General features: G+C 72.3%; 8 protein-coding genes. 7 read left to right on the top strand and 1 reads right to left on the bottom strand.

The window, feature by feature from the left end; all coding sequences use genetic code 11:
• Window positions 1–198 precede the first annotated feature (198 nt).
• From dapF to hflX, 4 genes are all read left to right on the top strand, one after another.
• Window positions 199–1131: a diaminopimelate epimerase gene (gene dapF, locus KHP12_RS17070; protein WP_086880842.1), complete on the top strand. Its 933-nt coding sequence runs from the start codon at window positions 199–201 to the stop codon at window positions 1129–1131.
• 137 nt (window positions 1132–1268) lie between these two features.
• Window positions 1269–3515 carry a RelA/SpoT family protein gene (locus tag KHP12_RS17065; RefSeq protein WP_086880843.1) on the top strand — a complete coding sequence of 749 codons (2247 nt, stop codon included), beginning with the start codon at window positions 1269–1271 and terminating at the stop codon, window positions 3513–3515.
• Window positions 3516–3634: 119 nt separating this feature from the next.
• Window positions 3635–5215 (top strand): M1 family metallopeptidase, encoded by a 1581-nt coding sequence (locus tag KHP12_RS17060; protein ID WP_372455202.1) that lies wholly within the window; start codon window positions 3635–3637, stop codon window positions 5213–5215.
• Window positions 5216–5337: 122 nt separating this feature from the next.
• On the top strand, window positions 5338–6840 hold the full coding sequence (gene hflX / locus KHP12_RS17055; RefSeq protein ID WP_037958208.1) for a GTPase HflX: 1503 nt from the start codon (window positions 5338–5340) through the stop codon (window positions 6838–6840).
• A 129-nt stretch (window positions 6841–6969) separates the two neighbouring features.
• Here hflX and KHP12_RS17050 read toward each other — a convergent pair whose 3' ends face one another.
• The gene (locus KHP12_RS17050; protein WP_210609990.1) at window positions 6970–8145 is read right to left on the bottom strand and encodes a trypsin-like serine peptidase; all 1176 of its coding nucleotides are present in this window, start codon (window positions 8143–8145) and stop codon (window positions 6970–6972) included.
• Window positions 8146–8380: 235 nt separating this feature from the next.
• Here KHP12_RS17050 and KHP12_RS17045 point away from each other — a divergent pair, with 235 nt between their 5' ends.
• The 3 genes from KHP12_RS17045 (at window position 8381) to KHP12_RS17035 (ending at window position 13353) form a co-directional block, all read left to right on the top strand.
• Window positions 8381–10126, top strand: a complete 1746-nt coding sequence (locus KHP12_RS17045) for a diaminobutyrate--2-oxoglutarate transaminase family protein (RefSeq protein WP_372455201.1) — start codon at window positions 8381–8383, stop codon at window positions 10124–10126.
• Between the two features lie 435 nt (window positions 10127–10561).
• On the top strand, window positions 10562–12577 hold the full coding sequence (locus tag KHP12_RS17040) for an IucA/IucC family protein (RefSeq protein WP_244202452.1): 2016 nt from the start codon (window positions 10562–10564) through the stop codon (window positions 12575–12577).
• Window positions 12578–12654: 77 nt separating this feature from the next.
• Complete coding sequence (locus KHP12_RS17035; RefSeq protein ID WP_086879278.1) at window positions 12655–13353, top strand: GNAT family N-acetyltransferase; 699 nt, start codon at window positions 12655–12657, stop codon at window positions 13351–13353.
• Window positions 13354–13574 lie beyond the last annotated feature (221 nt).

Below are 13574 nucleotides of genomic sequence, written 5' to 3'. Positions count from 1 at the left end.
TCGGTCGACTGCGGCGCCGTCGTGGCTGGTCGCGCCCGCGCGGCGGAGCCGCACATCGACACGGCCCCGCGCCCCTTCGGGGCGCTGCCCGAACCGTAGCGGACTTCCTCCGACCTGCTCAGGCCCTCCGGCCAGTGGTTCCCCCAGGCGGGCCGGGCGCCGGGGGCCGGTGCGGGCGGAGCCCCGTAGGATCGAGGAATGAGCACCGCACCACGGCTGGCCTTCCTGAAGGGGCACGGCACCGAGAACGACTTCGTCATCGTCCCCGACCTGGACGGCCGTCTGGAGCTGTCCGCGACCACCGTCGCCCGGATCTGCGACCGCCGCGCCGGTATCGGCGGTGACGGCCTGATCCGGGTCGTGCGGTCCTCGGCACACCCCGAGGCGCGGACCATGGCCGACCAGGCCGAATGGTTCATGGACTACCGCAACAGCGACGGCAGCATCGCCGAGATGTGCGGCAACGGAGTCCGCGTCTTCGCCCGGTACCTTCAGCGCGCCGGGCTGGTCGAGGCGGGCGATCTCGCCATCGCCACCCGGGCCGGGGTGCGCCGGGCCCATATCGCCAAGGACGCCGGTGACGCCGCCCGGCCGGGCGAGGCCACGGCCGGGTCCGACGGCCCGATCACCGTGGAGATGGGCGAGGCCGCGCTGCCCGAGCCCGGTCCCGAAGGGGAAGTAACGGTCACGGTCGGTGACCACAGCTGGTCCGCGCGCAACGTGAACATGGGCAATCCGCACGCGGTCGCCTTCGTCGACGACCTCGCCCAGGCCGGTGATCTGTTCACGGCCCCCGCTGTGCGCCCCGCCGCCGTGTACCCGCACGGCACCAACGTCGAATTCGTCGTCGACCGCGGCCCGCGCCATGTCGCGATGCGGGTGCATGAGCGCGGCTCCGGCGAGACCCGCTCCTGCGGCACCGGCGCCTGCGCCGTGATGGTCGCCGCCGCCCGCCGTGACGGGGCCGATCCGGCCGTCACCGGGCACCCCGTCACGTACACCGTGGACGTTCCCGGAGGGCGGCTTGTCATCAGTGAACGGCCGGACGGTACGGTGGAGATGACCGGCCCTGCCGTGATCGTGGCCGAGGGGGAGATCGATCCCTCTTGGCTGGGCACGGACCTCGGCTGACACTTCCCTCGAATGGGTGATCCGTTTCACTCTGGGCGAGAGCCGGTCGGCCGTGCGTGATGGGCTCGATAGCATCAAGCACCGGCCCCGGGGGAGTACCCACGCCGGTTGACGCTCGACGCCGCCGGAGGTTGCCCATGAGCGCAGAGGCCACCGACCAGGCCCCGTTCGGTCGCAGGCGCGGCCTCCCCCGCATCGACCTGCGCAATCTCCGCAGGTTCAGCCGGGCCGCCCTGCTCGGGTCCGCCTCCCGCGGTCGGCTGCCGGACGCGATCGAGCATGTGGCCAAGGTCCATCGCATCCACCACCCCGGAGCCGATCTGGATGTGCTCCGCAAGGCGTATGTCCTGGCCGAGTCCTCCCACCGCGGCCAGATGCGCAAGAGCGGTGAGCCGTACATCACCCATCCGCTGGCCGTCACACTGATCCTCGCCGAACTGGGCGCCGAGACCACGACGTTGACCGCCTCGCTGCTCCACGACACCGTCGAGGACACCGAGGTGACCCTCGACCAGGTGGGGGAGGAGTTCGGCGAGGAGGTCCGCTTTCTCGTCGACGGTGTCACCAAGTTGGAGAAGGTCGACTACGGTGCGGCGGCCGAGCCCGAGACCTTCCGCAAGATGCTCGTCGCCACCGGCAACGACGTCCGGGTGATGTCGATCAAACTCGCCGACCGGCTGCACAACATGCGCACCCTCGGCGTGATGCGCCCCGAGAAACAGGCGCGCATCGCCAAGGTCACCCGCGATGTGCTGATCCCGCTCGCCGAGCGGCTCGGGGTGCAGGCGCTCAAGACCGAGCTCGAGGACCTGGTCTTCGCCATCCTCCACCCCGAGGAGTACGCGCGGACCCGCGAGCTCCTCCAGGCCCACGCCGGCCGCCCCGATCCGCTGGCCCAGGCCGCCGAGGACGTACGGGGCGTGCTGCACGAGGCGGGCATCACCGCCGAAGTCCTGGTCCGGCCACGGCACTTCGTCTCCGTCCACCGGGTCGGGCTCAAGCGCGGCGAGCTGACCGGCACCGACCTCGGCCGCCTTCTCGTCCTGGTCGCCGACGACGCGGACTGCTACGCGGTCCTCGGCGAACTGCACACCTGCTTCACCCCGGTGATCTCGGAGTTCAAGGACTTCATCGCGGTCCCCAAGTTCAACCTCTACCAGTCGCTGCACACGGCCGTGGCCGGGCGCGACGGCGAGGTCACCGAAGTCCTCATCCGTACCCACCAGATGCACCGGGTCGCCGAGGCCGGAGTGATCGCCCTCGGCAATCCGTACGCCCCGACGGAGGGTGTGGACGCCCCCGAGGGCGAGCGGGCCGACCCCACCCGCCCCGGCTGGCTGTCCCGGCTGCTCGACTGGCAGAGCGCCACCCCCGACCCCGACATCTTCTGGACCTCGCTCCGCGATGACCTCGCCCAGGACCGGGAGATCACCGTCTTCCGCTCCGACGGCGGGACGCTCGGCCTGCCCGCGGGCGCGAGCTGTGTGGACGCCGCGTACGCCCTGTACGGCGACGACGCGCACTCCTGTATCGGCGCCCGGGTCAACGGCCGGATCGCGACCCTGAGCACGGTGCTGCGCGACGGCGACACCCTGCAATTGTTGATGGCGAGCGACTCCCGGGACACCGCCTCCCACGGCCCCTCGCCGGAGTGGCTCGACCACGCCCGCACCCCGGCCGCCCGCATCGCCATCAACCGCTGGCTGGCCGCTCATCCGGCGTCGCAGCACGAGCTCCGGGAGCCCGCCGAGGCGCCGGAGTCCGCCTCCGAGCTCACCGACCACGACGGGCAGGACAGGCAGGACGGCCAGGACGGCCAGGAGACGCGGGACGCGCAGGCCACGCGGGGCTCGCAGGCTTCGCACGGCGGCCAGACCGTCGCCCCCGCGTCGACCGGTGCGGGCCGCCCCGAGGCGGGCATCGTCGTCGACCTGCCCGGTGCGACCGTACGGCTCGCCCGCTGCTGTACCCCGGTGCCGCCCGACGCGATCACCGGCTTCGCGGTCCGCGGCGGCGCCGTCACCGTGCACCGCGAGCGGTGCCCCGGAGTGGCGCGGATGATCTCGGCCGGGCGCACGGCCGTCGGAGTGCGCTGGGCGGACGAGGACGACGGGGACGGGGGCGGCGACTATCGCGTGACCCTCTTCGCGGAGGCGTTCAGCAGGCCGCACCTGCTCGCGGATCTCACCGAGGCCATCGCCGCCGAGGGCGCGGAGGTGGTGGCGGCCGCCGTCGAACCGCCCCGTGAGCAGCGGGTCCGGCACACCTACACACTCCAGCTGCCCGACGCGGGCAGGCTGCCCACGCTGATGCGGGCCATGCGGAACGTCCCCGGGGTTTACGACGTGACGCGCGAGGGCCGCAGCATGGCCGCGGCGCACTGACGGGCGGGCGCGATCCTGAGCGGCCCTTTCCTGACCACGGTCGGGCCGTCTGAACTCCTTCGGGTGGATCAAGGCCGGGAGCGACTGCGCGGGCGCCGGGGCGCTGGTAGCCGTAGGGCATGACGCTTTCTTCGGGGCGCCGCCCCCGGCCGCCGTGCACCCGGCGCCGCAGGACCGCGCCGGTGGCCGCCGCGATGGCCGCGGTCTTCCTCGCGGTCGGCCCCTCCTCCGCCGCGGGACCGGTGTCCCCCGCGCATCCGAGTCCCCTGGGCATCGGCGACCCCCTCTTCCCGCAGCTCGGGAACCCCGGGTACGACGTCACGGCGTACGACATCGCGTTCGCCTACCACCGTCAGGACCGGCCGCTCGACGCCGTCACCACCATCGACGCGCGCGCGACCGCCCCGCTGCGCACCGTCAACCTCGACTTCGCCCAGGGCGCCGTGGACTCGGTGCGGGTCGATGGAGCGCGGGCCCGGTTCGCGAAGGCCGGTGAGGACCTGGTCATCACCCCGCGAGCCCCCCTCCGTAGGGGTGCCGCCTTCCGGGTCACCGTCCGCCACACCAGCGATCCGCGGAGCGGCACGAACGGCGGCTGGGTCCGCACCAGCGACGGGCTGGCCATGGCCAACCAGGCCAACGCCGCCCACCGGGTCTTCCCGTGCAACGACCACCCCGCCGACAAGGCCCGCTTCACCTTCCGGATCACCGCTCCGAAGCGCCTTACGGTCGTCGCGGGCGGACTGCCCGTACAGCGCGTCCGCAAGGGAGCGCGCACCACCTGGACGTACCGCCTCGCCCACCCCATGGCCACCGAGCTGGCGCAGATCTCCATCGGCCGCTCCGCGGTGCCGCGCCGCACCGGGCCCCATGGGCTGCCGGTGCGCGACGTCGTCCCCGCGGCGGACCGCGCACGGCTGGAGAAGTGGCTCGCGCGCACCCCCGGGCAGCTGGCCTGGATGGAGAAGAAGGCCGGGCGCTACCCCTTCGAGACCTACGGCGTGCTGATCGCCCACGCCACCACCGGCTTCGAGCTGGAGACCCAGACGCTCTCCCTCTTCGAGCGCGATCTGTTCACCAGCGATCAGCTGCCCCGGTGGTACATCGAGTCGATCATGGTGCATGAGCTGGCCCACCAGTGGTTCGGCGACAGCGTCAGCCCGCGCCGCTGGTCCGATCTGTGGCTCAACGAGGGCCACGCCACCTGGTACGAGGCGCTGTACGCCGATGAGCGCGGTAAGGCGAGCCTGGAGCGGCGGATGCGCAAGGCGTACGGGCAGTCCGACGCCTGGCGGGCCGAGGGAGGGCCGCCCGCGGCCCCCGAGGCCGCCGACCCCGGTCAGCCGATCGGCATCTTCCGCCCGGTGGTCTACGACGGCAGCGCGCTGGTGCTGTACGCGCTGCGGCAGCGGATCGGCCGGGCCGCCTTCGAGCGGCTGGAGCGGCAATGGGTGCTGCGCCACCGCGACGCAGTGGCCTCGACCGCCGACTTCGTCCGGCTGGCCTCCGCCGTGGCGGGGCACGATCTCAGCGGATTCCTCCGTCCGTGGCTGTACGGCAGGAAGACGCCGCCGATGCCGGGACACCCCGACTGGAAGCAGACGGAGAAGGAGACCACGAAGGGCGCCGCGCTGCCCGGCGCGCGGGCGGGGCGGCACGCGGTACGTTACGCGGTGCCATGGGCCGTGAAACCCGGGTGACGACCCGCCCGCCGCGTGCGACCATCAAGGGGTCGGCGTCCGTGGTCGGCCCCGGCGGGGGAATCCCGCGGGCCCGCCACGCGTTGTCGACAGTGACGGTATTCCACGACGTAAGGATTCCTTTGACCCACTCCTCTTCCCTTCCGCAGGACCGGCAGCGCCTCGCCGAGAGCCTTCGGGCCGACGCCCTGATGGAAGAGGACGTCGCCTGGAGTCACGAGATCGACGAGGAGCGTGACGGCGACCAGTACGACCGCTCCGACCGTGCCGCGCTGCGGCGTGTGGGGGGGCTGTCCACCGAGCTCGAGGACGTCACCGAGGTCGAGTACCGGCAGCTGCGCCTGGAGCGCGTGGTGCTGGTCGGCGTATGGACTTCCGGCACGGTGCGGGACGCGGAGAACTCCCTGGCGGAGCTCGCCGCGCTCGCCGAGACCGCCGGCGCCCTGGTGCTCGACGGTGTGATCCAGCGGCGCAACAAGCCGGATCCCGCCACCTACATCGGCTCCGGCAAGGCCGAGGAACTGCGTGACATCGTGGTCGAGTCCGGTGCCGACACCGTGGTCTGCGACGGTGAGCTGAGCCCCGGGCAGCTGATCCACCTCGAGGACGTCGTCAAGGTCAAGGTGGTCGACCGGACCGCCCTGATCCTCGACATCTTCGCCCAGCACGCCAAGTCCCGAGAGGGCAAGGCGCAGGTCTCGCTCGCCCAGATGCAGTACATGCTGCCGCGGCTGCGAGGCTGGGGTCAGTCGCTGTCCCGCCAGATGGGTGGCGGTGGCTCCGGATCCTCGGGCGGCGGTATGGCCACCCGTGGGCCCGGTGAGACCAAGATCGAGACGGACCGGCGCCGCATTCGCGAGAAGATGGCGAAGATGCGCCGCGAGATCGCCGAGATGAAGACCGGCCGCGACATCAAGCGGCAGGAGCGCCGGCGCCACAAGGTCCCCTCGGTCGCCATCGCCGGATACACCAACGCGGGCAAGTCCTCGCTGCTCAACCGGCTCACCGGCGCGGGCGTTCTGGTGGAGAACGCGCTGTTCGCCACCCTCGACCCGACCGTGCGCCGGGCCGAGACCCCCAGCGGGCGGCTCTACACGCTGGCGGACACCGTCGGATTCGTCCGGCATCTGCCGCACCACCTGGTGGAGGCGTTCCGCTCCACGATGGAGGAGGTCGGCGACGCCGATCTGATCCTCCATGTGGTGGACGGCTCGCATCCGACGCCGGAGGAGCAGCTGGCCGCCGTCCGCGAGGTGATCCGGGATGTGGGCGCGGTCGACGTGCCCGAGATCGTTGTGATCAACAAGGCGGACATGGCCGATCCGCTCGTTGTGCAGCGGCTGCTGCGCATGGAGCGGCGCGCCATGGCGGTGTCGGCCCGGAGCGGGCTGGGCATCGACGAGCTGCTCGCGGTGATCGACGAGGAGCTGCCCCGGCCCCAGGTCGAGATCGAGGTGCTGCTGCCGTACACCCACGGCAAGCTCGTCGCGCGCACCCACGCCGAGGGCGAGGTGCTCTCCGAGGAGCACACCCCCGAGGGCACGCTGCTCAAGGCGCGCGTGCACGAGGAGCTCGCGGCGGAGCTGCGGCGCTTCATCCCGGCCACGGCCGCCGGACAGCGCTAGTCAGCCAGTCATACCGGCGTCACCGCGTCGGCTATGACACCCGCACGACGAGGGCCCGCCCCCGGAATTCCGGGGGCGGGCCCTCGCCCTGGGATGGACGGCTGCCTGACGGCTACCGGCTCAGCCGGGTCACTGGCTCGCGAACTTCTTGCTGACCGCGCTGTAGACGCCCTTCGCCTCGGGGCCCAGATGCGGGCCCGCCAGCCAGGTCGCGTTGGACGGGCCGATCGAGGTGTTGGACACCAGCGCCGGCTTGCCGTCCGCGCCGTCGGCGACCCAGCCACCGCCGGAGGAGCCGGCGGTCATGGTGCAGCCGATGCGGTACATCGTCGGCTGCTTGGCGTCCAGGGAGAGCCGGCCCGGCTTGTCCGCGCACTGGTTCATCTTCTGGCCGTCGAACGGCGGGGCGGCCGGGTAGCCGGTGGCCGTGATCTCGTCGATGGACTTCACCGCCGGGGCGTTGAAGTCGACCGGCAGCGCGCCGCCCACCGTCTCCTCGAGCGACTTGCCGCCGCTGGCCTCCGGCTTCACATGCATCACCGCGAAGTCGTACGGAGCGCCCTTACCGCCCACGGCCGCGCCGTTGTCGATCCACTGCGAGGAGGTCTGCGCCCAGTCGGCCCACCAGACGCCCTTGGGAGCCAGCTCCTCCTTGGTGGCGTTCTCCAGCTCCGCCTGCGACTTGCCCGCGTCGTTGTAGGAGGGCACGAACATCAGGTTCTTGTACCAGCCGCCGCCCTTGCCCGCGTGGACGCAGTGGCCCGCCGTCCACACCAGGTTGGACTTGCCGGGGTGCGCCGGGTCCTCGACCACCGTCGCGGAGCAGACCATCGAGCCCTCGGGGCCGTCGAAGAAGACCTTGCCCGCGTAGGGGACCTTGGAGCTGTACGGGCTGGTGACCTCCTTGGCCGCGACGGGCTGCGGGTCGGGGTCGGTCACACCCTGGTCGTCCGCGATGTCGCTGTCGTCCACCGGCTTGTCGGGCTCCTGCGCCTCGCGCATCCGGTCCGGCTTCCACAGGCCCTTGATGATCGGGTTGATGAAGTCACCGGCCTCGCGCAGCCAGTCGTCCTTGTCCCACTTGTTCCAGGCGCCGTTCTTCCACTGGTCCAGATCGATGCCGAGGTTCTTCAACTTGTCGTTGAGGTTGTCGGGCAGCTTGATGTCGCCCACGCCCCGCTGCTCCGACGACGCGGTCGGCTTGGCGTCGGTGGTCTCGTCCGAGGAGCCGCACGCGGTGGCGGTGAGCGCCAGAACCGAGGCTATGGCGGCCACGGCCAGTACGGGTCGGCGTTTGGATGGCATGGGTGGGACTCCCCCTGAGGTTCTGAGCTGCTCTAGGCCTGTGTGGAATTGTCATGCACCGCCCCGGCAATGGGGTGGTATCCCACTATGCCGGTGCCGCCTACGACGGCTGCGAGCGGGTCCTCGGTTCCCGGCCGCAAGGATCTTCGCCCAGCCCGTGATCCAGAGCGCCACGCGTCGTTGGTACGTACGGGGGACAGCCGGAGGGTGTTCAGCAGCAGGAGGACTGAGACGCGTGGCCGTGACCCAGCTCCCGCCGATGGCCCTGGCCGCCGTCTCCGACGACGGCGGCGCCGCTCAGGGCATTCTGCGGCGCCAGGCGCTGCGTGAGTCCGCAGCCCGCACCTACGCCCGGGCGCTGCCCGTCGTTCCGGTGCGCGCCCGGGGGATGACGGTCGAAGGGGGCGACGGCCGCCGCTATCTCGACTGTCTCTCCGGGGCCGGTGCGCTGGCCCTGGGGCACCACCACCCGGTGGTGCTGGACGCGATCCGGGCAGTCCTGGACGCGGGGGCGCCGTTGCAGGTCCTGGATCTGGCCACACCGGTCAAGGACGCCTTCACGGACGAGCTGTTCGCCACCCTGCCGCCCGGACTGGCCGCCCGCGCGCGGGTGCAGTTCTGCGGACCGGCGGGTACGGACGCGGTCGAGGCCGCGCTCAAGCTGGTGCGGACCGCCACCGGGCGCGACGGCGTGCTCGCTTTCTCCGGGGCCTACCACGGCATGACGGCCGGAGCCCTGGCCGCCTCCGGCGGCGCCCCGTCGTCCGGGTCGTCCGGTGTGACCCGGCTGCCCTTTCCGTACGACTACCGCTGCCCGTTCGGAGTCGGCGGGGAGCACGGTGCCGAACTCTCCGCGCGCTGGACCGAGAAGCTGCTCGACGACCCCAAGGGCGGGGCGGCCGACCCGGCCGGGATGATCCTCGAACCCGTACAGGGCGAGGGCGGGGTGATCCCGGCCCCGGACGGCTGGCTGCGCCGGATGCGCGACATCACCGCGGCCCGCTCCATCCCGCTCATCGCGGACGAGGTCCAGACCGGCGTCGGGCGCACCGGGGCCTTCTGGGCGGTCGACCACAGCGGGGTGGTGCCCGATGTGATGGTGCTGTCGAAGGCCATCGGCGGTGGCCTGCCGCTGGCCGTCGTGGTCTACCACGAGGACCTCGACGTCTGGCCCCCCGGAGCCCACGCGGGCACCTTCCGCGGTAACCAACTGGCCATGGCCGCGGGCGCCGCGACCCTCGCCCACGTCCGCGAGAACAACCTCGCCGAACGCGCGACGACGGTCGGCGCACGGATGCTGGACCGGCTACGCCAATTCGCCACCGGGCGCCGGTGGATCGGAGACGTACGCGGCCGCGGCCTCATGATCGGCTTGGAACTGGTGGACCCTGAGGCTGGACCCGCGAGGGAGGCAGGGAACGCAACGCCCGTCGGGCACGCTGCGGGGGCCGGGTATGCCGCCGGGACCGGGTCCGCGGCGAACGCCGACCGCGAGGGATCCCCGGACTGCGCATCCCCGAGCGAGGCACCCCCGCACCAGGCACCCCCGAGTGAGGCACCCCCGCACCAGACATCCCCGCACCAAGCATCCCCGAGCGAGGTGGCCCCCTATGAGATGACTCCGCGCGAGGGAGCCCGGCGGATGGGCGCTCAAGGCGAGGGTGCGGGCGGGGCGCTGGGCGGGGGAGCACCGTACGCCGGTGACGCGCGTGCGGCGGCTCTGCCCGCCGATCCCGAGCTCGCGGCGGCCGTTCAGCAGGAGTGCCTGCGGCGTGGGCTCATCGTCGAACTCGGCGGACGCCACGGCGCGGTGATCCGCCTTCTCCCTCCACTCACCATCACCGATGAGCAGACAGAGGCCGTCCTGGACCGGCTCACGGACGCCTTGGACGCGGCGAACCGCATCGCCGGAGCCCGCTCCCGCGAACTCCTCCACCCCGCTGCCCCATTCGCCCCGCCGCTCGCCGGAGACCACCGGTGACGCGTCCCGCACCGTACGACCGCACCGCCATCGCACCACCGAAGGAGGCAGGCGCCGGGCCCAGGATGTGAACGCCGTGACGCCCGCGCCACACCCACCATGCCGCACACCTCCGGGGGAGCCCCCTTGCCTCCCCAACCGCAGCCCGTGCCCGGCGCCCTGACCGGCCCCGACGACTCCGCCCGCCCTGGCTCTCCGCCGCCCCTCCCGCACCCGCCCCACACAGCACCTCCCCCGGACGAGGCGGCAAGACCGCCCGTCCCACCGCCCGCCCCATCCACGATGGTCTCGACGGTCAGGGCACCGTCCAGTGCCACGAGGGCCGCCGGTGACCAGACGGCCTCCCCAGCGCCGCCATCGCCCCCAACAGCGGCGTCACCGGCGGTGTCACCGCGCCCGGCACCCGTGCCACTGCCCCCGGCGGCATCGCCCGCCATGGCGCCGCGCGCCGGCGCGGCGGGAGCGGGAACGGGAGCACCTCAGCCACCTGCCCCGGAGCCCTCGGCGGACGAACCGCCCGCGCCGCGGCCGCCCGCCCAGGGGCCGCCCCTCGCCACGACGGCCGTGCCCCGGCAGAACCACGACGGCCATGAAGCGTCGCCGGACAACCGCCCCCGCGAGGCCGGCCCCCGCGAATTCTGTGCGGATCCGCTCGACGACCCCGACCCGCAGAGCGCGGCCGACGCCGCTGCCGTCGAGAACCTGCTGCGCTGCTGGGTTCGCGAGAGCGGCCTCGTGCGCACCGACGGGGACACTCTGCGCATTCCCCTCGCCGCCAGCGGAACCGTCCTGCTCGTCCCGGTGCGCTATTGGTCGCCCACCGGCTGGCACCGCTTCGGCCCGCCGCTGCTGGAGCACGGGCCCCATGACGCGCCCGCTGTCGGCGCTGTCACCCTCGCGGCCCTGCTCACCCGCGAGGCGACGTACAGCGCGCGGCGGGACGACCCCGATGCGGACGCCACCGAACTCGTCGGCCGTGTCGCGGACTCCGTGCGACGCACCGCCCTCTTCCTCACCCTCCGCCGGGCCACACCCGCCGATCCGAGCACGAGCACCCCGTTCCTCAGCGCCGAACAGTCCCTCCTCTTCGGTCACCCCCTGCATCCCACGCCGAAGAGCCGCGAGGGCCTCTCCGACTCCGAATCCACCGTCTGCTCACCGGAAACGCGTGGCTCCTTCCCCCTTCACTGGATCGCGGTCGGCCGGTCCGCACTGGCCTGTGAGTCGGCGTGGACGGAGCGCGGCCGGACCGTGCCCGCAGAGCGGCTCGCCCTCTCCCTGGCGGGCGGCGGCCTCCAACTGCCCACCGGAAGCGTGCCCTTGCCCCTGCATCCCTGGCAGGCTCGCGAGATCCGGCACCGTCCGGAGATCGCCGCGCTCTTCGACGCCGGCCTGCTGCACGACCTCGGGCCGTCCGGTGGGCCCTGGCACCCCACTTCCTCGGTCCGCACCGTCTACCGACCCGGCGCTCCCGCCATGCTGAAACTCTCCCTCGGTCTGCGGATCACCAACTCCCGTCGTGAGAATCTCCGTAAGGAACTCCGCCGCGGTGTCGAGGTGCACCGGCTGCTCCGCAGCGGACTGGCCGAGCAGTGGCGGGCGGCCTTCCCCGGCTTCCCGGGCTTCGACATCGTCCGGGACCCGGCCTGGCTCGCCGTCGACGGACCGGATGGCGAACCCCTGACCGGCCTCGACGTTGTCATCCGGCACAACCCGTTCGGCCCCGGCGACGACGCCGTCTGCGTCGCCGGACTCCTCGCGCCGCGCCCCTGGCCCGGACAGCCGGTGATGCGCTCCCGGCTCGCCCACCTCGTCGCCCGGCTCGCCGATCGAACCGGCCGTTCCACCGCGGCCGTCGGCACGGAGTGGTTCCTGCGCTATCTGCACACGGTCGTACGCCCCCTGCTCTGGCTGGACGGAGAGGCCGGGATCGCGCTCGAGGCGCACCAGCAGAACACTCTGGTGCTGCTGGACCCCGACGGCTGGCCGGTCGGCGGCCGCTACCGGGACAACCAGGGCTACTACTTCCGGGCGTCCCGGCACGCCGAACTCCAGCGCCGGCTGCCCGGTATCGGCGGCCGCAGCGACACCTTCGTCTCCGACGAGGTCACCGATGAGCGGTTCGCCTACTACCTGGGTGTCAACAACGTCCTCGGACTGATCGGCGCCTTCGGATCCCAGCGACTCGTCGACGAACGCGTCCTGCTGGCCGCGTTCCGCCGCTTCCTCGCCGAAGCCGCGTCCGGCCCCGGCAGTACCCGCTCACCGCTTCCCGCCCGGCTCCTGGAGACACCCACCCTGCGCTGCAAGGCCAACCTGCTCACGCGGCTGCGCGGCTTGGACGAGCTCGTGGGACCGGTGGACACCCAGTCCGTCTATGTGACCATCCCCAACCCCCTTTCCATGTCTGTCTCGCCTTCCGGCTCCACCGCTGTCACCCCCATGGCCTGACTCCGCGACCCGCGATCACGCCCCTCACCGCCACGTCCCTCCCGACGTGCCCAGACCCTTGAGAGGAGAGCATCGCCGTGCCGCACACCGACTCCAGTACGAGCTCTAGCACCGACGACACCATCGACATGCGGCTGCGCCAGGAAGAGGACGTCGCACGACTCATCGACCTGGACTCCGCCCGTTCGGAGGCCGACGACCGGCCGGATCTGCTCGACCACATCGTCGAATGGGGGCCCACCAACATCCCGTTGGGCACCTTCCAGCTCGTCCCGGTCCGTATTGGGCGCGATCTGCGGCTCATCGCGCAATGGATGAACGACCCGTCCGTGGCCGCCTTCTGGGAGCTCGACGGCCCCGAGGAGGCCACCGCGAGCCACCTTGGGGACCAGCTCGACGGCGATGGGCGCAGCGTGCCCTGTCTGGGTGTCCTGGACGGCGTCCCGATGAGCTATTGGGAGGTGTACCGCGCCGATCTGGACCCCCTCGCGCGGTACTACCCGGCCCGGCCGCACGACACGGGTATCCATCTGCTCATCGGCCGGGTCAGCGATCGCGGGCGTGGCCTGGGGACGACCCTGCTCCGCGCGGCCGCCGACCTCGTCCTCGAGCACCGTCCGTCCTGCACCCGGGTCGTGGCGGAACCGGATCTCCGCAACACCCCCTCCGTGGCCGCCTTCCTCGGTGCCGGCTTCCGCTTCTCCGCGGAAGTCGAACTCCCCGGCAAACGCGCCGCGCTGATGCTGCGCGACCGTGCCTTGCGACACGTCCTGTGAGCCTCCGCAACCATCCGTGCCCCCCGGTGATCCATCTGCCTCGATGCGAGATTCCACTGTTGATACACCGCTCGCCCGGTCCCGGTTCCCACGCGGCGCGGAACCGCCGTGCCACGGAGCGAAGATCCGCCCGAACCCCGCCCCGCCGGAACCCCGCCCGAACCCCGCCCCGGCCGAAACCGTCCGTCACCGACCACACCGACAGGAGTGATGTCGGTGCC

Source organism: Streptomyces asiaticus (assembly GCF_018138715.1).
Taxonomy (GTDB): Bacteria; Actinomycetota; Actinomycetes; order Streptomycetales; family Streptomycetaceae; genus Streptomyces; species Streptomyces asiaticus.
Note: the sequence above shows the minus strand (reverse complement) of the source record. Positions and strands in the feature narration are given on the sequence as shown.